This window comes from Pseudomonas sp. FP2335, from assembly GCF_030687535.1.
In the GTDB taxonomy this organism is placed as follows: domain Bacteria; phylum Pseudomonadota; class Gammaproteobacteria; order Pseudomonadales; family Pseudomonadaceae; genus Aquipseudomonas.
This window is the reverse complement of record NZ_CP117437.1, coordinates 4,296,397-4,319,445: the sequence shown is the minus strand read 5'-3', so window position 1 is coordinate 4,319,445 and position 23,049 is coordinate 4,296,397. Positions and strand designations below refer to the sequence as shown.

The following is a 23,049-nucleotide window of genomic DNA, read 5'->3' as shown; positions in this document are numbered from 1 at the left end:
CGGCCTGGCTACAGTGGCAAATGCCTACTCAGCAACGCGCGCAACGCCGCCGGCTTCACCGGCTTGGCCAGATAATCCAGCCCGGCCGCGTGCACCTCGGCCACCATCTCCGGACGGCCATCGGCGCTGATCACCACGCCGGGAATCGGCTCGGCCAATTGCGCGCGCAACCAACCCATCAACTCGGTGCCGGTTTCGCCATGGTCCAGGTGGTAATCCACCAAGGCCAGTTGCGGACGCACGCCGTCTGCCAGCAGTGCCGCGCATTGCGCCTGGTCGGTAGCCGTCCACACCTGGCAGCCCCAACGACTCAGCAGGCTGCGCATGCCGATCAGGATGCTCTCTTCGTTGTCCACGCACAGCACTTGCGCGCCACTCAGCGGCTGGCCGTTCTCCGGTGTCGCCAACACCCGTGGGCTGGCCTGGTTGCGCGCCAACGGCACACTGACGCTGAACACACTGCCCTTGCCCGGCCAGGAGCGCACGCGCAACGGGTGGCCCAGTACGCGACACAAGCCATCGGCAATTGCCAGGCCCAGGCCCAGGCCCTTTTCCGCGCGGGTCTGGTGGCTGTCGAGACGCTTGAACTCTTCGAAGATCACCTTCTGTTTATCCAGTGGAATGCCGGGGCCACGGTCCCAGACTTCCAGGCATAACTCGCCCTCGCGGCGACGTACGCCAAGCAGCACCGGGCCGTCGGCATAGCGGAAGGCGTTGGTGAGAAAATTCTGCAAGATTCGCCGCAGCAGCTTGATGTCGCTGTCCACCCGCAAACGGCTGCCGCGCACGCGAAAGCGCAAGCCTTGTTCCTGGGCCAGGGCCTTGAACTCGGCGCCGAGGGTGTCGAACAGCTCATTGAGTGCAAAGGGTTGGCGCTGCGGGTTGATCTTGCCGTTTTCCAGGCGCGAGATGTCCAGCAGGTCGCTGATCAGGTCCTCGGCGGAACGCAGCGAGCTGTCCAGATGCTGCACCAATTGCCGTGCTTCACTGGACATGCCGTCGTTCTGGTGTGACAGCGCGGCGGAAAACAGCCGGGCGGCGTTGAGTGGTTGCATCAGGTCATGGCTGACCGCCGCGAGGAAACGGGTCTTCGACTGGCTGGCGGATTCGGCCACGCCCTTGGCGTCAGTGAGTGCCACGTTGAGCTGCGACAGTTCATGGGTGCGCTCGGTCACCCGCTGCTCAAGGCCTTCGTTGGCCTCAGTGAGCGCTTGCTCGGCTTCGCGGAACGCGGTGATGTCGGTGAAGCTCATGACGAAACCACCGCCAGGCATCGGGTTGCCGATCAGTTCGATCACCCGCCCGTTGGGGAACAAGCGCTCTGAGGTGTGCGCGCGGCCCTGGCGCATCCAGTGCAGGCGACGCGCCACATGGACTTCGGCCTCACCCGGCCCGCACAGGCCGCGCTCGGCGTTGTAACGGATGATGTCGGCAATCGGCCGGCCGACGCTGATCAGGCCTTCCGGGTAGTTGAACAGCTCCAGGTAGCGCCGGTTCCACGCCACCAACTTGAGAGACTGGTCCACCACGCTGATGCCCTGGGTAATGTTTTCAATCGCACCTTGCAGCAGGGCCCGGTTGAATTGCAGCACCTCGGAGGCTTCGTCGGCGATACGTACGACGTCCTCCAGTTGCATTTCCCGACCTTCAATCGCGGCTTTTACTACAGCGCGTGTCGACGAAGCGCCGAGCACACCGGCCAGCAGGCGTTCGGTGTGGGCGATCCAATCGTTGTCGGCGTTCTGGTTGGGGTTGAAGCCTTTGCCCTGGCGATAGGCGAAGCGGATAAAACTCTGCTGGGCGCGTTCTTCACCGACAAAACGTGCGGCCAGGCTGAGCAGGTCGCTGATCTGTACCGACAGCATCGAGCGTGCGTTGGCGCGCTGGCTGATTTCCTGGCCGATAAAACGCCCGGCCTGCCAGTGTTCGGACACCCGTGTGCGCGACAGCATCGACACCCACACGAACAGCGTGAAGTTGCCTGCCAGGGAGAACACGGTGCCCAGGGTCAATGAGGTCACGGACAAGCCAAACGGATGGGAGTGCATCCACGTCAGGCCAGGGAAAAGACTTAGCGACCAGCCGAGACTTTTCGCCGTCACAGGCAGGACCAGGGTGTAGAACCACAGGAAAGTCCCCGCCGCCAAGCCGGCAAACACGCCGCGCCGGTTGGCCTGCTTCCAATACAACGCACCCAGCATCGCCGGTGCCAGCTGGGTCACGGCGGCAAAGGCGATCTGGCCGATGGTCGCCAGGCTCGCGGTGGAGCCCAGCAAGCGATAGCTCACGTAGGCCAGCAGAAGGATGATCACGATGCTGACCCGGCGTACCGAGAGCATCCAGTGCCGGAACACTTCGAACGGCCGCTCGGCGCTGGAACGGCGCAACAGCCAGGGTAGCAACATGTCGTTGGAGACCATGGTCGACAGGGCGATGCTCGCCACGATCACCATGCCGGTGGCTGCCGAGGCGCCGCCGATAAACGCCAGTACGGCGAGGGCCGGATGCGCTTCGGCCATGGGCAGGCTGATTACGTAGGAATCCGGCAATACCGAACCGGGCAACAGCATCTTGCCGCCGAGGGCGATAGGGACGACGAACAGTGCGGCGAGGATCAGGTAGGCGGGGAATACCCATTTGGCCAGGCGCAGGTCCTGCGGGTCGATGTTCTCCACCACCGTCACATGGAACTGCCGGGGCAGGCAGATGATCGCCATCATGGCCACGCCGGTCTGCACCACCATCGACGGCCAGTTGACTGTCTCTTTCCAATATTCGTCGAGGCGCGGTGCAAGCATCGCCTGGCTGAACAGGTCGCCGAAACCGTCATACAGGCCGTAGGTCACAAACGCGCCGACCGCGAGAAAGGCGAACAGCTTGACCAGCGACTCAAACGCAATCGCCAGCACCATGCCACGGTGGTGCTCGGTGGCGTCGAGGTTGCGGGTGCCGAAGACGATGGTGAACAGGGCCAGAACCAGTGACACGATCAGCGCCGTGTCCTGGGCGCGGGTGCCCGTGGTGTCGGCACCTGCGCCGATCAGCAGGTTCACCCCCAGCACGATGCCTTTGAGTTGCAGGGCGATATAGGGCAGTACGCCGACCAGGCAGATCAGCGCCACCACCACGGCCAGGGATTGGGATTTACCGTAGCGTGCGGCGATAAAGTCGGCGATGGAGGTGATGTTTTCCTGCTTGCTGATCAGGATCATCTTTTGCAGCACCCAAGGTGCCAGCACCAGTAGCAGCACCGGTCCCAGGTAGATCGGTAAAAACGCCCACAACTGTTCGGCAGCTTGCCCTACAGAGCCAAAGAAGGTCCAACTGGTGCAGTAGACTGCCAGCGACAGGCTGTACACCCAGGCACGCATGCGGGGCGGCAGCGGCGCACGGCGGCGGTCACCATAAAAGGCGATGGCGAACATAATGGCCATATAGGCCAGGGCAACGGCGGCGATCAGCCCGCTGGACAGCGTCATGGTAACTCCGAGCATAAGAACGCCCGGGCATTTCAGGCCCGGTTGGACAGTCTCGCATGATGCATGGGGTTAGTCAGTGTCGACCAAGGTCGTGTGAGGGAGAATGTCGCAGGGCGTGTCTAGCGCGGCGGCAGGGTTTTCTGGCGCAGGATGTAGATCGACACCAGCACGGCACTGGTCAGCATGAAGCCGCGTGCCCACGGTAGAGGTACCAGATAGCAGGACAGGCCGATACTCAGCCACATCAAACCGATGGCGTAGACCTTGCCTTTGAGGGGGATGCCGTTGCCGTCCAGGTAATCGCGAATCCACGGGCCCAGGCGCGGGTGTTCCACCAGCCAGTGGTAGAAGCGCGGAGAGCTGCGGGCGAAGCAGGCGGCGGCGAGGAGCAGGAAGGGCGTGGTCGGCAACACCGGCAGGAAAATGCCAATCACCCCCAGCGCTACGCTCAGCCAGCCGATGGCCAGCAGCACGTAACGCAGGAGAGGCGAGCGATTGCCCATGGGTGTCACGGGCAAACGACTCAGTGGTGACGTGGCTTGAGGATCGCCGGTTTTTCGTCAGGGGCGTTGCACAGCAGGTACAGGGCGGTCAGGGCTTCCGGGATCTGTACGATCATGTCGTCCATCAGGTTGGCGTCGGAGGCGATGTCGGCGAACTCTGGCTGGTCGTCGAACAGGCCCGAACCGACCATGATCGGCAGCAGCATCTCGCTGACTTCTTCCTCGGCGGTTTCGAACCAGGCGGCTTCGCGCAGGAACACGCCTTCCATGAAGCCGATGCACCAGCCGCGCAAGTCGGAGTCGTCCGGCTCTTCGCCCAGGTCCAGGTCGCACGGCAGCTCGAACTCCTCGTCGGAGGCCAGTTGGCGACCGATGTGGGCTTTGAGGGCGATCAGGGTCGATTCGATTTCTTCGCGCTGGGCGGCGTCGGCGTAGTGCGGCTCTTCGGCGAACAGGGCGTCGATCCATTCACGATCAGGAACAGGCTCGGCACAGATGGACAGGGCGGTCAGGTAGCCGTGGGCGGCCACGTAGTCCAGCGCCTCGTCATGCAGCTCATCGGCGTCGAGGAAGGCTTGCAGGCGGGTTAGTTGCTCAGCGAAGGACATTGAAGGACTACCTTGGGAATAAACGATGCTGAATTCTAGGCTTTCTTGAGCGCCCAGGCCAGCCGCATGGCAGATTAGATCGCCGCCGCTATTCGTCAGCCGCGCCCTTTGCCGGGTGTCGCTCGGGTATACTGCCGCGTTTTGTGATGCCCCTGCAGGCCAAGCGCCAACCCGCGAAAACTTCGCTTACGGATTATTTCCCGTGAGGACGGATTTTTTCGGCCAGCCTGTACAGAGGGATTTCGGCGATATTTTGGAGTTTTACATGCTCGAGCAGGCTCAACGCGTCCTCAAGGACATCTTCGGCTACGACAGTTTTCGTGGCCGCCAGGGTGCGATCATTGAGCGCGTGGCCAGTGGCGGTGATGCCCTGGTACTGATGCCTACCGGCGGCGGCAAGTCGTTGTGCTTCCAGGTGCCGGCGCTGTTGCGCAACGGGCTGGCGGTGGTGGTGTCGCCGCTGATCGCGTTGATGGACGACCAGGTTGCGACCCTCGAAGAACTGGGCGTCGCCGCAGCGTCCTTGAACTCCACCCTCAGCGCCGAACAGCAGCGCGACCTTGCCGCGCGGATCAAGCGCGGTGAGGTGAAGATGCTCTATCTGGCGCCCGAGCGCCTGGTACAGCCGCGCATGCTGGCGTTCCTGCAGAGCCTGGAAATCGCCCTGTTCGCCATCGATGAAGCCCACTGCGTATCGCAATGGGGCCACGATTTCCGGCGCGAATACCTGCAACTGGGCCAGTTGGCCGAGCTGTTTCCCGATGTGCCGCGTATCGCCCTGACCGCCACTGCCGACAAACGGACCCGCGAAGAAATCGTCGAGCGCCTGCATTTGCAGAACGCCGAGCGTTTCCTGTCGAGCTTCGACCGCCCGAATATTTTCTACCGCATCGTGCCCAAGGAGCAGCCGCGCAAGCAGCTGCTCGCGTTCCTCTCCGAGCGGCGCAGCGATGCGGGCATCGTCTATTGCCTGTCGCGCAAGAAGGTCGATGAAGTCGCGGCGTTCCTCTGCGAGCAGGGCTACCCGGCGTTGCCGTACCACGCAGGCCTGCCCAACGAAACGCGTTCGGCGCACCAGAAGCGCTTCCTCAACGAGGAAGGCCTGATCATGGTCGCCACCATTGCGTTTGGCATGGGGATCGACAAATCCAACGTGCGCTTTGTGGCGCACATGGACCTGCCCAAGTCCCTTGAGGCCTACTACCAGGAAACCGGCCGTGCGGGCCGTGACGGCCTGCCGGCGGATGCGTGGATGGTCTACGGCCTGCAAGACGTGGTGATGCTCAAGCAGATGCTGCAAAACTCCGAAGGCGACGAGCGTCACAAGCGCCTGGAACAGCACAAGCTCGACGCCATGCTCTCGCTGTGTGAAGAAACCCGCTGCCGCCGCCAGACGTTGCTCGCCTATTTCGACGAAGACATGCCCGAGCCCTGTGGCCATTGTGACAACTGCACCGATGGCGTGCAGACCTGGGATGCCACCGAGCCGGCACGCCAGGGCTTGTCCGCCATCTATCGCACCGGCCAGCGTTATGGCGTTGGCCATTTGGTGGATGTGCTGCTGGGCAAGGACAACGAAAAGGTCCGCAGCTTCGGTCATGAAAAACTCTCGGTCTATGGCGTTGGCAAGGCCCGCGCCGAAGGGGAGTGGCGCTCGCTGTTCCGGCAGATGGTCGCGCGTGGCCTGGTGGACATCGACATCGAGGGCTATGGCGGCCTGCGCTTGAATGACAGTTGCCGGCCGCTGCTCAAGGGCGAAGTCAGCCTTGAATTACGCCGCGACCTCAAGCCGCAAACCACTGCGAAGACCAGCACCAGCCAGGCCAGCCAACTGGTGCGTGGCGAAGAGCGTGAACAGTGGGAAGCCTTGCGCACCCTGCGGCGCAAATTGGCCCAGGAACACAGCGTGCCGCCGTACGTCATCTTCCCCGACTCCACCTTGCTGGAGATGCTGCGCGAGCAGCCGACAACGATGGCGCAAATGGCCCGGGTCAGTGGCGTGGGTGCGCGCAAGCTGGAGCGTTATGGGCAGGCGTTCCTCGAAGTGCTCGGTGGCCAGGCCGAAGCGCCGAAGGAAGTCGCGGATATTCGCCACGAACTGATCAGCCTGGCGCGCGCCGGCATGACGCCGATCCAGATCGCTGGCCAGTTGCAATGTTCGGAGAAGAACGTCTACACCCTTTTGGCGGAGTCCATTGGCGCCCAGCAGCTGTCGCTGGAACAGGCACTTGATCTGCCGGAGGATCTGCTCGGCGAAATCCAGGACGCGTTCCTTGACGGAGAGGGCGAATTGCCACCTGTGGCGGAGATCGCGCCGTTGTTCACCGGGCGTGTGCCTGAAGGGGTTTTGTACTGCGTACGTGCCGCATTGCAGTCTGAATTCGAAATTTAGTGTGCCAATTACGACAATGTAACGAATCAGTACATAGCACCTCTTGCCTGTTGGCAGGGCTCATGCTTAGCTGACTAATAATTAGCCACACTTTATTTTCAGTCTAAACCATGAGTTTTTTATGCCGTTAACCGATCAACACCGCTTTGGCATGCAGTTGGCGCAAATGTCCCGAGGTTGGCGCGCCGAACTGGATCGCCGTCTGGCGGGGCTGGGGTTGTCCCAGGCACGCTGGCTGGTGCTGTTGCACCTGGCCCGGTTCGAAGAAGCCCCTACCCAGCGTGAGCTGGCACAAAGTGTCGGCGTAGAAGGGCCAACTTTGGCCAGGCTGCTCGACAGCCTGGAAAGCCAAGGCCTGGTGCAACGCCAGGCTGTGGTCGAAGACCGCCGTGCCAAGCGTATCCTGCTGTGTGATACCGCGCGCCCGTTGATCGACCAGATCGAGACAATTGCCACGCAATTGCGCCGTGAGCTGTTTGTAGGTGTGGATGAAGAGGATATGCGCGTGTGCATGCGGGTGCACGGGCACATCCTGGCGAACCTGGAAAAGTCCTGATTTCGGATACGACTAAGATCAAACTGTGGGAGCGGGCTTGCTCGCGAATGTGGTGTGTCAGTCAACAGATTCATTGGCTGAGCCACCGCTTTCGCGGCAAGCCCGCTCCCACATTTGGTTTTGTGTTCGGCTTTCTAGAAGGTTTGGCCCAGGTTCAGGTACACCGCCTTCTGATTGTCATCATTGAACCCATAGCTGAAATTCAGCGGCCCCAACGGCGTATCGAAGCCCAGGAAAACGCTCGCCGCGTTGATATACCCACTGTCGAACTCGTTATCGTTGTTCCACGCCCGACCGCGTTCCACTGACGCACCCAGGTACAGTGGGAAATCCAGCGGCAAGTACGAGCGCGGCGTCAGCCGGCGGTAATACACCGCGCGCATCAGGCTGATGTTCTGTCCCGAGATGGCATCTTCGCGAAACCCCGACAACTGTCGCGCGCCACCCAGCAGGAAGCTGGAAATCACCACGTCGGATTTATCCAGCGTACGCCCGTAGCGCCCGCCCAGGATCAGGGTGTCTGGGCCGCTGCTCATGGCCTTGTCCAGCTTGAATTCCCACTGGCGGTAGCGCTGGTCCGAGCCGAGCCCCGGTTCGAATTCCCGGTAGGCCAGGCCGATGTCTTCGCCGGTGTGGGGGAAGTACACGTTATCCAGGGAGTCGAAGGAGTACTTCAGCTCATAGAAGCCTTCGCTGAAGCTCACGCTCGGCAGGTCGCGGTCGCCGATGCGCACATCCGCCTTGCCCCAGGCTTCGCCGACGCCAAAGCGGATTTCGCCGCTGTTGCCGATCTGGCGCCCCAGGTTCAAGCCAAAGCCGTAGCGTTCCAGGCGGTATTCGGAGATAGGGTCGTTATCGAGGATCAGTTCCACGTTCTGCGCCTGGGCGCTGATATAAGGCGCGACGAAGTAGCGTGAACCGGTATCCAGCGGCTGATAGAACTCGCTGTACAGCTCCTGGCGATCACCGATCTGCACGCGCGTCAGCCATTCGGCGCCGAGGCGGTTGATGCCGTTCATGCGGTAGCTGGCGCCGAGGTTGAAGGCGCTGTCGCCGCGCATGTCGTCCGACAGGTTCAGGCCCAGGCGCAGGTAGTCGGTGCCGGCGCGCTTGCCCCGTGCGCTGATGACCAAGGTGTTGTCCTGGCCCTTTTTCACCACGCGATATTGCACTTGCTCGAAGTAATCCAGGCCGTACAAGGTGCCCATGTCGGTTTGCAGGCGCCCCAGGTTGAGCGGTTCGCCCAAGGGTTGGCGAATGTAGTAGCGGATGACGTCGTCGCTGACCTTGGAGTCGTTTTCCACGTTGATCGCGGTAATCACTGGCGTGCGCTCGCCCGGTGTGCGTGCAGCGATCAATTGCGCGTCGATGGGGGCGGCGGGACGCAGGTGCGCCAGGCGTAAGTCGAGGGCGCGGGTGGCGCGGTAGCCGGCGTCGATCATGTCCTTGGCGCGGCCGAAGTCGGTCACGCCGTAGGCGGCCAGGGGCGGCTGGATCAGCACGTCCTTGGGGTGCAGGTCCTTGAGCTGTTCTTCGGAATTACGCCGGGTCATCAGGGTGATGGATTGGTTGAGTACGTCCACCACCGTTGCCAGTTGTTTGCGCGAACGTAGCGGGGTGCCGATGTCCACCACGATGGCGATATCCACGCCCATCTCCCGCGCCACATCCAGCGGGATATTGTCGGTCATGCCGCCGTCCACCAGCAGTCGGCCGTCCAGTTCCACCGGGGCGAACACCGCCGGGATCGACATGCTGGCGCGGATCACCTGGGGCAGATGGCCCTTGCGAAATACCACTTTTTCCCCGGTGGTGATGTCGGTGGCTACGGCACGAAACGGGATCGGCAGCTTGTCGAAATTTCGCGTGTTGCTGGCGTGGGCGAACATGCTTTCCAGCAGCAACGCCAAGTTCTGGCCCTGGATCACACCCAGTGGCAAGCCCAGGCTGCCGTCGTCGCGAAAGCTGAGTTTCTGTTTGATCAGGAAATCGCGGTCATCCTGCTTGCGCCGGAACGGCACGTCTTCCCGTGGCGGCGCGTCGGACAGGGCCTGTTGCCAGTCGATGCTCAGCGCGAGCTTTTCCAGCTCGTCGATCTTGTAGCCGGAGGCGTACAGCCCGCCGATCACCGCGCCCATGCTGGTGCCGGCAATGGCATCGATCTGGATGCCCTGTTCTTCCAGGGCCTTGAGCACGCCGATGTGCGACAGGCCTCGGGCGGCGCCGCCGGAGAGCACCAGGCCGATTTTCGGGCGTGGGCTTTCAACGGCTTGGGCGAGGAGGGGGAGCAGGCACAGCAGTAGGCAGGACAACAGGCGGCGCATCGTGAATCTCGGGGCTGGGCGATAAAGGCCGGTATTATAGCCACCCGAACCCCCGAGCCCGTTACGCCAGGAGCCTGTCAAAAAATGTCCACGCGCAAACCCGAGATCGTCATCACCTATTGCACCCAATGCCAGTGGCTGTTGCGCGCCGCGTGGCTGGCCCAGGAACTGTTGAGCACCTTCGCCGATGACTTGGGCAGGGTGGCGCTGGAGCCGGCCACAGGTGGCGCATTTCGCATCACCTGCGACGGCGTGCAGATCTGGGAGCGCAAGCTTGATGGCGGTTTCCCCGAAGCCAAGGTACTCAAGCAGCGCGTGCGCGACAGGATCGACCCGCAACGCGACCTCGGGCACAACGACCGCACGCCGTAAAGGCCGCCGCCCCAGAGGGCGGTGGCCGGGCACCTATTTGGCGTCGAGCTTTTGCTTGATGAAGCCGATGACCCACGTCAGCACCAACCCGCCGACGCCACCGCCGACGATATTGCTGCCGACCGCTGCCACATCCAGTGCTTCGGTGCCGGCGGTGCCGGTGAGCGCCGAAACAATCTGGCCCAGTACCAATCCGCCGATACCGCCGAGAAAGGTGTTGAGCCCGGTCCCCATACTTTGTTTGGTCATGCCGGCGATGTTGCCACCGACTGCGCCGCTGATGATTTGAACCAACAAGTTGATGAGCATTTCCATGGTAAAGCTCCTGCATCGCGTTAATGGGGTGACCACTCGCTAGCAGCAACTTCGGAAAACACCAGGGCTGTCGTCGAGCTGTCGGGTACCCGTTGAACGACTACTGGCTGTTGCGGATGTTTAAAGTATAGATCAGGCCGTTGTCGCGGGTTGTTTGGCCTGGCTCGCACTGCCCATCAGCCCCGACAGCACAATGGCGACGATGATCAGCAGGCCACCGAGCAACATGCGTAAGGTCGGGGTTTCGGCGAACAGCAGCCAGGCCACGGTGATGCCATAGACCGGTTCCATGGCGAACACCACCGACGCGGTGCGCGCCTTGATCACCGCGAGGCTGGCGACAAACAGGCTGTGGGCCAGGCCGGTGCAGAACACCCCGAGCAGGCCGATCCACAGCCAATCAATGCCCCGCACGTCCGCCAGACCAGGCGCCGCCACGGGCAAGAGCAGGGCGGCGACCACCACGTTCTGGCACAGCGCCGCCTGCACCGCCGGAATCCGTCCGGAGCTGGCGCGGTTGTTCAGCGACAGCAGGGAAAACAGCAGCCCCGACGCGATGCCCCAGAGCAAGCCGCCGGTGGCCGCGCTGGCGAGGTTGAAGTCTGGCGTGACCAACACCAGGCCGATGCTGACCAGCACCACCAGCAGCACTTCGTTGGCGCGGATGCGTTCACGGAAGATCAGCCCTTCGAGGATCACGGTAAACGCCGGGAACGCGGTAAAGCCCAGCGTGGCAACGGCCACGCCGGCGACCTTGACCGCCATGAAGAACGTCACCCAATGCGCCGCCAGCAATACGCCGCTGACCAGCAGCCGGCGCCAGTCGCGGCTTTCCAGGTGTTTCCAGGGGGCATTGCTGGCCAAGCGCGCGAACACCGCCAGGGCCAGCACGGCGAACGCGGCGCGACCAAACACGATAATGGCCGGCGACGCCGCCGCCAGCTTGCCGAATACGCCGGTGAGGCCAAACATCAATGCGCCGATATGCAGGGCGCCGAGGGCTGAACGGGGAGTCATTGCGATCCTTGAAACAACGAGGTGACAGAAGCCCAGTCTAGGGGGTTGCAGGCGTGGGTGTCTGTCGTACGACTCGCGATTTTTAGCGCAGGACTCTTCTACGCTGAACGTCGCAGCGCGCCTGGCGAAGCGCCAAACTCGCGCAGCATCGCGGCGGCAAACGCGCTTTGCGAGCTGTAGCCGACTCGCTCGGCGATTTCGCCGATGGGCAGCGGGGTACTTCGCAGCAAACCGAGGGCCAGTTGCAGGCGTCGGCTGCGGATGTAGTCCATGGGCGTCTGCCCGCATTCAGCCACGAACCGCGCATGCAGGCGCGGCACCGACAGGTCGGCGATGCGTGCGAGGTCGGCGACCTGCAAGGGATGGGCGACATGGCGTTCGATGTGCGCATTGAACGCGGCATACGGCAGGCGCTTGCCCGCCAGCGGCTGCTCCTGGGGATGATTGAGACTGGCCAGCAGCAACACCGCGCCTTGCTGCACGATCAGCGGGTCGTCCACCGGACTGCGGGCCAGCCATTGCACCAGTTGGTGTTGCCGGGCGTCCAAGGCCAGGCGCGCCGGTTGATCGAGCAGGCGGCGGCTGGCGTCGGCGTGCTCGCCCAAGGATTGCAGCACCCAGTGCTCGGTGGGCACGTCCAGCACCAGGCAGCGGCTGCCGTCGCGGCTGTCGCAGGCGTGGTGGGCGTCGTAGGGCAGCACCATCACGCTGCTTTCCCGCACCTGGCTGCCACGGCCATCGACCTCGAAATCCAGGTGCCCGGACAGGCCGAACACCAGTTGCGCATGCTCGTGGCTGTGGGCAATCGGGGCGGTGGTGTAATGGCGTAGCGTGAGGATCGGTCTCATCGCGGTCTCCTGGGGCAGGCTGTCGCAGTCTACAACGCTTCGCGTCTTGCGGGCGCTGTCATCAGACTGACGCACAGTTGTCATGGGCTATTAATCGCCCTGGCGCAAGCTCGCGAAAACACCGTCGAGGGACACCCATGACCAGTGCCGAGTTGATCAAGCCCAGCCGCAAGCAACGGGTGCGTACCCTGTGGATTTCCGACGTGCACCTGGGCACCCGGGATTGCCAGGCCGAACATCTGTCGCAATTCCTCAAGGGCTACCAGGCCGACAAAATCTATCTGGTGGGCGACATTATCGATGGCTGGAAACTGCGCGGCGGCATGTATTGGCCCCAGGCTCACACCAATGTGATCCGTCGCCTGCTGACCATGGCCAAGCGTGGCACTGAAGTGATCTACGTCACCGGCAACCATGACGAATTCCTGCGCCGTTATTCGAAGCTGATCCTGGGCAATATCCAGTTGGTCGACGAAGCGGTGCACGTGACGGCCGACGGTCGCCATCTGCTGGTGATCCACGGTGACCAGTTTGACGTGATCACCCGTTATCACCGCTGGCTGGCGTTCCTTGGCGATTCGGCCTACGAATTCACCCTCACGCTGAACCGCTGGCTCAATCACTGGCGCGCGCGGTATGGCTACGGTTACTGGTCGCTGTCGGCGTATCTGAAGCACAAGGTGAAGACGGCCGTGAACTTCATCAGCGATTTCGAAGAAGCCATCGCCCATGAGGTCACCAAGCGTGAGTTGCACGGGGTGGTGTGCGGGCATATCCACCATGCGGAGATTCGCAAGGTGGGCGAGGTGGACTACCTCAATTGCGGGGATTGGGTGGAGTCGTGCACGGCGCTGATCGAGCACTGGGATGGGCAGATCGAGTTGTATCGGTTGGCGGATGCGCAGGCCAAAGAGGCGCAGCTCAAGGCCGAAATGGTTGCTGGCTGAAAGGTTGTCCTCGGTCAAAATGTGGGAGGTAACTTGCCTGCGATAGCTGTCTATCAGTGAAAAATGTGGGGCTGACACACCGCTATCGCAGGCAAGCCAGCTCCCACACAAGCCAGCCCCCACACAGGCCAGCTCTGGGTTTTGTCAGTTGGAAACGTCGGCGATCGCTTTGGCAAGCAGCGCCAACCGCGTCGCATCAATCCCGGCAACGTTGGCCCGCCCCGAATTGACCATATACACGCTGTGCTTCTCGCGCAGTTGCTTGACCTGCTCGGCACTCAAACCGGTGTAGGAAAACATCCCGCGCTGCGCACCAATATGAGCAAAACGCTCGGCCAGACCGTGGGGGGCCAAGGCCTCGACCAAGCCGGAGCGCAGGTGCGCGATCCGTGAACGCATGGCTTCGACTTCTTCGCTCCACTGCTGTTTCAGGCCAGCATCACCGAGGATGGTCGCGACCACCGCGGCGCCGTGATCCGGCGGTGTCGACCACAGGTTGCGCGCGATATTCGCCAGTTGGCTGCGCACATCCGTCAGCTTTTCGGCATCCGCCGCGCACACGATCAGCGCGCCGACACGGTCGCTGTACAGGCCGAAGTTCTTCGAGCAGGAACTGGTGATCAACACTTCCGGCAGCTCGGCGGCAAACAACCGCACCGCCCAGGCGTCTTGCTCCAGGCCATCGCCAAAGCCCTGGTAGGCGAAGTCGATCAGGGGCAGTAACCGGCGTTCGCGCACGATCTGCAACACCTGGCGCCAGTCATCCTGGGACAGGTCGAACCCAGTCGGGTTATGGCAGCATGCGTGCAGCAGCACCACATCACCGTGGGGGATGGTGGCGAGGGTCTCGAGCATCGCTGCCACATCCAGGCGATTGTCCGCGCCCACGTAGGGGTAGTGGCTGACCTTGAGCCCGGCCTTGGCGAAGATGCTTTCGTGGATCGGCCAGGTCGGGTTGCTCAGCCATACGCCACGGCCGGGCAGGCTGTGGGCGATGAAGTCGGCGCTCAGGCGCAGGGCACCGGTGCCGCCCGGGGTCTGGGTGGCGCCGGCGCGGCGGGCGTGGATCAGCGTGGAGTCGCTGCCGAGCACCAGTTGGCTGATCAACGTGCCGAAGGCGGCATTGCCGTGGCCGCCGATGTAGGTCTTGGTGGTTTGCGTGTCCACCAGGCGCTGTTCGGCGAGTTTTACCGAGTGGGGAATCGGCGTCAGGCCCTGGTCGTCTTTATACACACCTACGCCGAGGTCGAATTTGTGCGGGTTGCTGTCCTGGGCATACAGGTCCATCAGCCCGAGGATTGGGTCGCCGGGCACGCGGTCAATCGCATCAAAATGCATTACTTGCGGCCCTCGGCGTCCTTGGCCACTTCGTCGGTGCGCGCGGCCATGATGAAGTCGTTGCGGTGCAGGCCCTTGATGGAGTGGCTCCACCAGGTCACGGTGACTTTGCCCCACTCGGTGAGCAGGCCTGGGTGGTGGCCTTCGGCTTCCGATATTTCACCCATGGCGTTGGTAAAGGCCAGGGCGAATTTGAAGTTCTTGAACAGGAAGACCTTTTCCAACTGCATCACGCCGTCGCGCACTTCGATATTCCAGTCGGGGATCTGCTTGATCAGCACCGGCAGTTCTTCGTCGCTGACTTGCGGGGCGTCGGCGCGGCAGGCTTCGCAGTGGGCTTGGTTCAAGGTGGTCATGTGAAAGTGTCCTGAATTCGAGTATTTGAAGGTCAGTGGCGTCACCCTAAAGCAACGCGGGGCCAGGGAACAGACTCACCTGGCGCAAAAAACCGAGGTTTAGGCGGCTTTGGGTTTGGGCGGGAACTTGGGCGCGTGCAGACCCAGCTGCATGCCGCGCTCGACCATGCCCATGATGTCCTCCTGCGCGACTTCGAACAGACGCTTGAGCTCGGGCAATACGAAGTACAGCGGTTGCAGGATGTCGATGCGATACGGCGTGCGCATCGCTTCCAGCGGATCGAAGGCCTGGTGCTCGGGTTCGGACGACAGGCTGTACACCGTCTCCTTGGGCGACGACAAAATGCCGCCACCGTAGATGCGCAGGCCGGCGGGCGTATCGACCAGGCCGAACTCGATGGTCATCCAGTACAGCCGCGCCAGGTACACCCGTTGCTCCTTGGTGGCCGCGAGGCCGAGCTTGCCATAGGTGTGGGTGAATTCGGCGAACCAGGGGTTGGTCAGCAGCGGGCAGTGGCCGAAGATCTCGTGGAAAATATCCGGTTCTTGCAGGTAGTCCAGCTCTTCACGGGTACGGATGAACGTCGCTACCGGAAACTGTTTGCTGGCGAGCAATTCGAAGAAGGTCTGGAAGGGGATCAGTGCCGGCACGCGGGCGACTTGCCAGCCGGTGGTCTCGGCCAGCACTTTGTTGACCTCGCCCAACTGCGGGATACGGTCCAGGGGCAGGCCGAGCTTGTCGATGCCGTCCAGGTATTCCTGGCAGGCGCGACCCTCGATCACTTTCAACTGGCGCGTGATCAGGGTGTTCCACACCGCGTGTTCTTCCGGCGGGTAGTGGATAAAACCTTGCGCATCGGGCTCGCGGGCCACGTACTGCGTCTGCTTCATACGGCTCTCCTGCTAGGCATTCGTTCTTGTTATGTCCTGCTGTGCCTCTATTGATAACCCGGCGTGGGCAAGAATCCATCCGCCTCTGACGACGGTGTGTAGGAAAATACGCTGGTTTTCGTAAAGTAATCGTTACGCTTGTGGCGTCTGGCGCTGCATTGGGCTGGGAAAAGCTCACAAGCTGTCACATAATCTTGACGACTATCTGCGCCCAGCGACAAAAAGACGCGGCGCCTCCCCACCTTTCGGGTCTTTTCATGCGTATCAAAGTGCACTGCCAGAACCGCATCGGCATCCTGCGGGACATCCTCAACCTGCTGGTGGAGTACGGCGTCAACGTCGCCAAAGGCGAGGTGGGCGGTGAGCATGGCAACGCCATCTATCTGTTCTGCCCGAACCTGGTGAACATGCAGTTCCAGGCATTGCGCCCGCAATTCGAGGCGATTGCCGGGGTGTTTGGTGTGAAAAGGGTAGGGCTGATGCCCAGCGAACGTCGGCATATGGAGCTCAATGCGCTGCTTGGCGCCCTGGAGTTCCCGGTGCTTTCCATCGACATGGGCGGCTCCATCGTCGCCGCCAACCGCGCCGCGGCGCAGTTGCTGGGCGTGCGGGTGGATGAGGTGCCGGGCATTCCGCTGTCGCGCTACGCCGAGGATTTCGATTTGCCGGAGCTGGTGCGCGCGAGCAAATCGCGGATCAACGGGCTGCGGGTCAAGGTCAAGGGCGACGTGTTTCTGGCGGACATCGCGCCGCTGCAATCTTCCGAGCACGATGACAGCGAAGCCATGGCCGGTGCCGTGTTGACCCTGCACCGAGCCGATCGGGTCGGTGAGCGCATCTATAACGTACGCAAGCAGGAGCTGCGCGGTTTCGACAGCATCTTCCAAAGCTCCAAGGTCATGGCCGCCGTGGTCCGCGAGGCCCGGCGCATGGCACCGCTGGATGCGCCGCTATTAATAGAAGGCGAAACCGGCACCGGCAAGGAATTGCTCGCGCGTGCCTGCCACCTGGCCAGCCCGCGTGGGCAGTCGCCGTTGATGGCCCTCAACTGCGCGGGTTTGCCGGAGTCGATGGCCGAGACCGAATTGTTCGGTTACGGCCCAGGTGCATTTGAAGGCGCACGGGCTGAAGGCAAGCTGGGGCTGCTGGAGCTGACGGCGGGGGGGACGTTGTTTCTCGATGGTGTCGGGGAAATGAGTGCGCGCTTGCAGGTGAAGTTGCTGCGCTTCCTGCAGGACGGTTGCTTCCGGCGTGTGGGCAGTGATGAAGAGGTCTACTTGGATGTGCGGGTGATCTGCGCGACTCAAGTGGACTTGTCGGAACTCTGCGCCCGTGGTGAGTTCCGCCAGGACCTTTACCACCGGCTCAACGTGCTGTCGCTGCATATCCCGCCGCTGCGCGAATGCCTGGATGGCTTGGCACCATTGGTTGATCACTTCCTTGACCAGGCCAGCCGCCAGATTGGTTGCCCGCTGCCCAAGCTGGCGCCGGCGGCCATGGAGCGCCTCAGCCATTACCACTGGCCGGGCAACGTGCGGCAGCTGGAAAACGTGCTGTTCCAGGCGGTGTCGTTGTGCGAGGGCGGTACAGTGAAGGTTGAGCATATTCGGTTGCCGGACTATGGGGTGCGTCAACCCCTTGGCGATTTTTCCCTGGAGGGTGGGTTGGAAGAGATTGTCGGACGGTTCGAGAAGGCGGTGCTGGAGGCGCTGTACGCAGAACACCCCAGCAGCCGGCAGTTAGGTAAACGGCTAGGGGTTTCGCATACCACGATTGCCAATAAGTTGCGGGACCATCATGTGACCAAGTAACGGTTCCATAGGGTTGCGCGCTGAACACTACGCAAGGTGCGCAGTGTTCAAATTAGCGTGCGTGAGCGGTATCAGTGTGAGCGCTCATCTACAGAACCAATGGGCACGTAGTTGTCTCGATTGCCTTTTTCTTCCCATACGAGCAGGGAGGTATCATTTCCCATGTAATCGGGGAGTGAGACCAGTGAATAGTTTTTACCTTGCGTCAGTAGGTCCATGCTCTTCTTTATTTCTGGTGAAAGTTTGCCATGTACGCCTTTTTTTAAGTCGTCTGAAGTTACACCAAGATTGATGGAGTTTGCGTTGGTTTTAATTATGTTTGGCAAGTCCCATATTGGGTGTCCGATGTTTTTCCTGGAAGCGTCGTCGTTCAGCGGTTGGGTCAAGGTGGGCTTGTTCTCGTCAGTGGGTATCCAGGCGGACTCCAAACCTTTTTCGCTACTTAGAATGACCAGTCGGTAGTTTTGACCTTCGTCCAGTTTTTCAAGCTCCTTCCTTGCGTTTGGTGGGAGCGTTCCATACTTGCCGGCTCGGATGTCATCGGACGTAATACCGTGGTCGAACTCTGTTTTTCGATTGGGTATACGGTCGAGTAATTGACCTATTGCCTCAATGGTCCGGGTGGTTTGAGATGTGTCGAGGGCAGGGCGAACGTCCGGGACGCGACGAGAGTCGGGCAGTCGACGGTCGGGGTTGTAGTCCCGGTCATGGCGGGTATCGGGCAGTCGACGGTCGGGGTGGCAGTCCCGCTCATGGCGGGTATCGGGCAGTCGACGGTCGGGGTTGTAGTCCCGGTCATGGCGGGTATCGGGCAGTCGACGGTCGGGGTGGTAGTCCCGGTCATGGCGGGTATCGGGCAGTCGACGGTCGGGGTGGTAGTCCCGGTCATGACGGGTTTCGGGTAGTCGACGATGGGGGTGGTAGTCCCGGTCATGACGGGTTTCGGGTAATCGACGATGGGGGTGGTAGTCCCGGTCATGGCGGGTATCGGGCAGTCGACGGTCGAAACGGTGGTCCCAGTCACGATGGGTGTCGGGGAGCCTACGGTCGTGGCGGTACCCGCGATCCGGTCCGAACTCCGGAAAGTCTCCGTTTGCGTTATGGTCGCGATCGCAGCGGTGGTAATGGGGTTCGGTATACGTGCGGTAAGTATCGCGTCGGTCGTAGTGACTGTCGCGGTTGTTTGGGAAGTAAGGCTCCCTGAAATAGATTGAAGGGTTGTCGTTAACTCTAAACATGTTTGTGGGCCTTGTATAAGAGGATAAGTGTGTATTGCGGAGTGACTTGGGTGTTGTAAGTGGTCGCCGCCGGTTGGGCGGTGGGAGGAAGTTACGCCGGGTGGAAAAGTGCGGCAAGGGAGCTTTTTTGAGGAAATGTAATTGTGTGCCGGTCGCGATTGGAAAATAGTGCGCCTTATCAGCGCGTCGTGGAATGCAAGTTAAAACACATGCCTTAACTAATTGTGCGAGTGTGTGGAGGTGGCGGTTTTCGCAGTGCGTGTGATTTTTGAAATAATAAATAGAGAGGGCCTGAGATTTATATCAATAAGTCTCGGTTGTGTTGCATTAGTCAAGTCAACTTTGCGGGATGCGCGGGCTTGGTTTGTGCTGGGGCGGCGAGATCTTTTGAGGGGGATGGTCCTTGGCGCCGGTGTTTGCCGTTAGCGGCATAACTCCGCCGTTTTTTCGACTCGTCTGTTGGGCGCGACGCTTGAGGAAAATCCTGAACCCCCTGTGTTCATTGGCGTTTTACGCCATTTTGAAAGTTGGTTCGCAAATTGCTTATCCCTTATCAGTACAGCGGTGGGCGGCAAGCGTCCGTCAGAAAGAGGATAGAGCGTGGACAAGTACCTTTATGTGGCAATGACCGGCGCCAGCCAGAATGCTCTGGCGCAGAAGGCCCATGCCAACAACCTGGCGAACATTTCCACCAATGGTTTCCAGCGCGACCTGGAACAGGCGCGTTCGATACCGGTGTTTGGTGACAGCTTTCCGGCGCGGGCGTTTGCCCTCACCGAACGCCCGGCCACCGACTTCACCCCTGGCGCGATGATCGAAACCGGCCGTGACCTTGACGTGGCCGTCAGCGGCGACGGCTGGATGGCCGTGCAAACCCCTGACGGCAGCGAGGCCTACGTGCGCAGCGCAAGCATGAACGTCGATGCGTTGGGCGTGCTGCGTGCCGGCAACGGCATGCCGATCATGGGCAACGGTGGCCCGATTGCGGTGCCACCCCAGCAGAAAATCGAAGTGGGCGCCGACGGCACCATCAGCATCCGCGCCATGGGCGAAGGCCCGCGCGTCATGGCTGAAGTGGACCGGATCAAGCTGGTCCAGCCTGACCTGAAGAATATGACCAAAGGCCTCGACGGCACCATCCACACCAAGGATGGCCAGCCGGCCCAGGCCGATGCGGGCGTCAAGCTGACCTCGGGCTTCTTGCAGGCCAGCAACGTCAATGCGGTGGAAGAAATGACCGCAGTGCTCGCGCTTTCCAAGCAGTTCGAGCTGCACATCAAGATGATGAACAGCGCCAAAGAAGACGACCAGGCCATGACTCGCGTCATGCAGATGAGCTGATTGCAGCCCACTAATTAATTTGCCACGCCGCGCCAACAAACAGGCGCACAGAGGAGAACAGCATGCTTCCGGCTCTATGGGTTGCCAAAACCGGTCTGTCCGCCCAGGACACCAACCTGACCACCATCTCCAACAACCTGGCGAACGTGTCGACCACGGGTTTCAAGCGTGACCGCGCCGAGTTCCAGGACCTGCTCTACCAGATCAAGAAGCAGCCGGGCGCCCAGTCGACCCAGGACAGCGAACTGCCATCGGGCCTGCAACTGGGTACCGGTGTGCAGATCGTCGGCACGCAGAAGAACTTCAGTGCCGGTAACCTGCAACAGACCGGCCAGCCGCTGGACATGGCGATCAACGGCCGTGGTTTCTTCCAGATCCTGCAACCGGATGGCACTACCTCCTACACCCGCGACGGTACTTTCCACCTGGATTCCAACGGCCAGATCGTGACCGCCAACGGTTTCGCCCTGGAGCCTGCGGTTGTCGTGCCAGCAGATGCCAAGACCTTCACCGTCGGCAACGACGGCACCGTGTCGATCACCGTAGCCGGCAACCCGGCGTCGCAAGTGATCGGCAACCTGCAAACCGCCGACTTCATCAACCCGGCCGGTCTGCAAGCCATGGGCAACAACCTGTTCCTCGAAACCGCCTCCAGCGGCGCGCCGCAAATCGGCACCCCTGGCCTGAACGGTTTCGGCACCACGCTGCAAAGCACCCTGGAAACCTCCAACGTGAGCACGGTTGAGGAGATGGTCAACATGATCACCACCCAGCGCGCCTACGAGATGAACTCCAAGGTGATTTCCACCGCCGACCAGATGCTCTCGTTTGTCACGCAGAATCTGTAATCAAGTCTATGGGGCGCTCTTGAGGGCGCCTGCAACACCGTGAGGTAAGGGTCATGAATCGCTACGTTTCTGTTCTGGCATTGAGTGGGATCACCGTGCTCGCGGGCTGTGTCGCCCCTACGCCAAAACCCAATGACCCGTACTACGCGCCGGTGTTGCCACGCACGCCGCTGCCGGCGGCGGCCAACAATGGCTCGATCTACCAGGCCGGTTTCGAACAGAACCTGTACAGCGACCGCAAGGCGTTCCGGGTCGGTGACATCATCACCATCACCCTGAACGAGAAGACTCAGGCCAGCAAGAATGCCAACTCCCAGGTCGGCAAGACCAGCAAGACCGGTATCGGCCTGACCTCGTTGTTCGGTGCCGTGCCCAACACCAACAACCCACTGGGCGATGGCGACCTGAGCCTGAGCGCCGGCTACAGCGGTGATCGCGCCACCAACGGCAAGAGTTCGGCGGGGCAGGGCAACAGCCTGACCGGTTCGATCACCGTCACCGTGGCCGATGTGCTGCCCAACGGCATCATCGCCGTGCGCGGTGAAAAGTGGATGACCCTCAACACCGGTGACGAGCTGGTGCGCATTGCCGGCATGGTCCGTGCCGATGACATCTCCACCGACAACACTGTGCCGTCCACACGGATTGCCGATGCACGCATTACCTACTCGGGTACGGGTTCGTTTGCGGATGCAAGTCAGCCGGGCTGGTTCGACCGTTTCTTCCTTAGCCCGCTGTTCCCTTTCTAGGTGATGACTTTGAACCTCAAACAGCTGATGGCAGCGGCACTCTTGCTGTCCCTGAGCGCCGTCGCCCAGGCCGAGCGCCTGAAAGACATCGCGAGCATCTCCGGCGTGCGTTCCAACCAGTTGATCGGTTACGGCCTGGTGGTGGGGCTCAACGGTACGGGTGACCAGACCACCCAGACCCCGTTCACCTTGCAGACCTTCAACAACATGCTCTCGCAGTTCGGCATCAAGGTGCCGGCGGGTTCGGGCAACGTGCAACTGAAAAACGTCGCGGCCGTGTCGATCAGTGCCGACCTGCCGGCGTTCTCCAAGCCAGGCCAGGTGGTGGACATCACCGTGTCGTCCATCGGTAACTCGAAAAGCCTGCGGGGCGGCACCCTGTTGATGACGCCGCTCAAAGGTATCGACGGCAACGTCTACGCCATTGCCCAGGGCAACCTGGTGGTGGGCGGGTTTGACGCCGAAGGTCGCGACGGTTCGAAGATCACCGTCAACGTGCCGTCGGCCGGGCGGATTCCTGGCGGCGCCACGGTGGAACGCACCGTGCCGAGCGGCTTCAACCAAGGCAATAGCCTGACCCTGAACCTCAACCGTTCCGACTTCACCACCGCCAAGCGTGTGGTTGACAAGATCAACGACATGCTCGGCCCTGGCGTGGCCCAGGCCATCGACGGCGGCTCGATCCGCGTGACCGCGCCGCTGGACCCAAGCCAGCGGGTGGACTACCTGTCGATCCTGGAAAACCTTGAAGTCGACCCGGGCCAGGCGGTGGCCAAAGTCATCATCAACTCGCGTACCGGCACCATCGTGATCGGCCAGAACGTCAAGGTTTCGCCGGCGGCGGTGACCCACGGCAGCCTGACCGTGACCATCACCGAAGACCCGATCGTCAGCCAGCCTGGGCCGTTGTCCAACGGCCAGACGGCAGTGGTGCCGCGCTCGCGTGTCAACGCTCAGCAAGAAGCCAAGCCGATGTTCAAATTCGGCCCCGGCACCACCCTGGATGAGATTGTCCGTGCGGTGAACCAGGTGGGCGCAGCGCCCGGCGACTTGATGGCGATCCTTGAAGCATTGAAACAGGCCGGCGCCTTGCAAGCCGACCTGATCGTGATCTGA

At 61.6% G+C, this 23,049-nt stretch carries 20 protein-coding genes; 9 read left to right on the top strand and 11 right to left on the bottom strand.

The genetic code is table 11. From position 1 onward, the window contains the following. Window positions 1–8: 8 nt before the first annotated feature. The 3 genes from PSH81_RS19335 to PSH81_RS19325 form a co-directional block, all read right to left on the bottom strand. Window positions 9–3,479, bottom strand: coding sequence for a PAS domain-containing hybrid sensor histidine kinase/response regulator (locus PSH81_RS19335; protein ID WP_226454978.1), 3,471 nt, complete (start codon window positions 3,477–3,479; stop codon window positions 9–11). Window positions 3,480–3,598: 119 nt separating this feature from the next. Beyond that, window positions 3,599–3,982, bottom strand: coding sequence for a YbaN family protein (locus PSH81_RS19330; protein ID WP_192297041.1), 384 nt, complete (start codon window positions 3,980–3,982; stop codon window positions 3,599–3,601). Between the two features lie 20 nt (window positions 3,983–4,002). After that, the gene (locus tag PSH81_RS19325) at window positions 4,003–4,590 is read right to left on the bottom strand and encodes a YecA family protein (RefSeq protein ID WP_192297040.1); all 588 of its coding nucleotides are present in this window, start codon (window positions 4,588–4,590) and stop codon (window positions 4,003–4,005) included. Window positions 4,591–4,855: 265 nt separating this feature from the next. Here PSH81_RS19325 and recQ point away from each other — a divergent pair, with 265 nt between their 5' ends. Continuing rightward, window positions 4,856–6,982 (top strand): DNA helicase RecQ, encoded by a 2,127-nt coding sequence (gene recQ / locus PSH81_RS19320; RefSeq protein WP_192297039.1) that lies wholly within the window; start codon window positions 4,856–4,858, stop codon window positions 6,980–6,982. A 121-nt stretch (window positions 6,983–7,103) separates the two neighbouring features. Next, window positions 7,104–7,538 (top strand): MarR family transcriptional regulator, encoded by a 435-nt coding sequence (locus PSH81_RS19315; RefSeq protein WP_192297038.1) that lies wholly within the window; start codon window positions 7,104–7,106, stop codon window positions 7,536–7,538. Window positions 7,539–7,672: 134 nt separating this feature from the next. Here PSH81_RS19315 and PSH81_RS19310 read toward each other — a convergent pair whose 3' ends face one another. Next, window positions 7,673–9,862: a patatin-like phospholipase family protein gene (locus PSH81_RS19310; RefSeq protein WP_192297037.1), complete on the bottom strand. Its 2,190-nt coding sequence runs from the start codon at window positions 9,860–9,862 to the stop codon at window positions 7,673–7,675. Window positions 9,863–9,946: 84 nt separating this feature from the next. Here PSH81_RS19310 and PSH81_RS19305 point away from each other — a divergent pair, with 84 nt between their 5' ends. Beyond that, window positions 9,947–10,234: a SelT/SelW/SelH family protein gene (locus PSH81_RS19305; RefSeq protein WP_226454981.1), complete on the top strand. Its 288-nt coding sequence runs from the start codon at window positions 9,947–9,949 to the stop codon at window positions 10,232–10,234. A 33-nt stretch (window positions 10,235–10,267) separates the two neighbouring features. Here PSH81_RS19305 and PSH81_RS19300 read toward each other — a convergent pair whose 3' ends face one another. The 3 genes from PSH81_RS19300 to PSH81_RS19290 form a co-directional block, all read right to left on the bottom strand. Further along, on the bottom strand, window positions 10,268–10,549 hold the full coding sequence (locus PSH81_RS19300) for a hypothetical protein (RefSeq protein ID WP_192297035.1): 282 nt from the start codon (window positions 10,547–10,549) through the stop codon (window positions 10,268–10,270). 132 nt (window positions 10,550–10,681) lie between these two features. Then, window positions 10,682–11,566: a DMT family transporter gene (locus PSH81_RS19295; RefSeq protein WP_305391313.1), complete on the bottom strand. Its 885-nt coding sequence runs from the start codon at window positions 11,564–11,566 to the stop codon at window positions 10,682–10,684. A gap of 98 nt (window positions 11,567–11,664) precedes the next feature. Beyond that, a complete protein-coding gene (locus PSH81_RS19290) occupies window positions 11,665–12,414 on the bottom strand; it encodes an AraC family transcriptional regulator (protein WP_192297033.1) in 750 nt (249 codons plus the stop codon). 137 nt (window positions 12,415–12,551) lie between these two features. Here PSH81_RS19290 and PSH81_RS19285 point away from each other — a divergent pair, with 137 nt between their 5' ends. Continuing rightward, window positions 12,552–13,361 (top strand): UDP-2,3-diacylglucosamine diphosphatase, encoded by an 810-nt coding sequence (locus PSH81_RS19285; protein ID WP_192297032.1) that lies wholly within the window; start codon window positions 12,552–12,554, stop codon window positions 13,359–13,361. Between the two features lie 144 nt (window positions 13,362–13,505). Here PSH81_RS19285 and PSH81_RS19280 read toward each other — a convergent pair whose 3' ends face one another. From PSH81_RS19280 to phhA, 3 genes are all read right to left on the bottom strand, one after another. Continuing rightward, the gene (locus PSH81_RS19280; protein WP_305391312.1) at window positions 13,506–14,699 is read right to left on the bottom strand and encodes an amino acid aminotransferase; all 1,194 of its coding nucleotides are present in this window, start codon (window positions 14,697–14,699) and stop codon (window positions 13,506–13,508) included. Then, entirely contained in the window at window positions 14,699–15,055 is a 357-nt protein-coding gene (locus PSH81_RS19275) for a 4a-hydroxytetrahydrobiopterin dehydratase (protein ID WP_017134918.1), read from the bottom strand. Before PSH81_RS19275 ends, PSH81_RS19280 begins: the two co-directional genes overlap by 1 nt. Window positions 15,056–15,154: 99 nt before the next feature. Continuing rightward, window positions 15,155–15,946, bottom strand: coding sequence for a phenylalanine 4-monooxygenase (phhA, locus tag PSH81_RS19270; protein WP_192297030.1), 792 nt, complete (start codon window positions 15,944–15,946; stop codon window positions 15,155–15,157). A 257-nt stretch (window positions 15,947–16,203) separates the two neighbouring features. Here phhA and PSH81_RS19265 point away from each other — a divergent pair, with 257 nt between their 5' ends. After that, the gene (locus PSH81_RS19265; RefSeq protein WP_226454984.1) at window positions 16,204–17,757 is read left to right on the top strand and encodes a sigma-54-dependent transcriptional regulator; all 1,554 of its coding nucleotides are present in this window, start codon (window positions 16,204–16,206) and stop codon (window positions 17,755–17,757) included. 71 nt (window positions 17,758–17,828) lie between these two features. Here the strand turns inward: PSH81_RS19265 and PSH81_RS19260 are convergent, their stop codons facing one another. Further along, entirely contained in the window at window positions 17,829–18,995 is a 1,167-nt protein-coding gene (locus PSH81_RS19260) for a hypothetical protein (protein ID WP_305391311.1), read from the bottom strand. A gap of 600 nt (window positions 18,996–19,595) precedes the next feature. Here PSH81_RS19260 and PSH81_RS19255 point away from each other — a divergent pair. The 4 genes from PSH81_RS19255 (at window position 19,596) to PSH81_RS19240 (ending at window position 23,049) form a co-directional block, all read left to right on the top strand. After that, window positions 19,596–20,336, top strand: coding sequence for a flagellar basal body rod protein FlgF (locus tag PSH81_RS19255; protein ID WP_305391310.1), 741 nt, complete (start codon window positions 19,596–19,598; stop codon window positions 20,334–20,336). 62 nt (window positions 20,337–20,398) lie between these two features. Continuing rightward, complete coding sequence (gene flgG / locus PSH81_RS19250) at window positions 20,399–21,184, top strand: flagellar basal-body rod protein FlgG (RefSeq protein ID WP_005790105.1); 786 nt, start codon at window positions 20,399–20,401, stop codon at window positions 21,182–21,184. 53 nt (window positions 21,185–21,237) lie between these two features. Next, window positions 21,238–21,933 carry a flagellar basal body L-ring protein FlgH gene (flgH, locus tag PSH81_RS19245; RefSeq protein WP_192297026.1) on the top strand — a complete coding sequence of 232 codons (696 nt, stop codon included), beginning with the start codon at window positions 21,238–21,240 and terminating at the stop codon, window positions 21,931–21,933. Between the two features lie 3 nt (window positions 21,934–21,936). Then, complete coding sequence (locus PSH81_RS19240; RefSeq protein ID WP_370694869.1) at window positions 21,937–23,049, top strand: flagellar basal body P-ring protein FlgI; 1,113 nt, start codon at window positions 21,937–21,939, stop codon at window positions 23,047–23,049.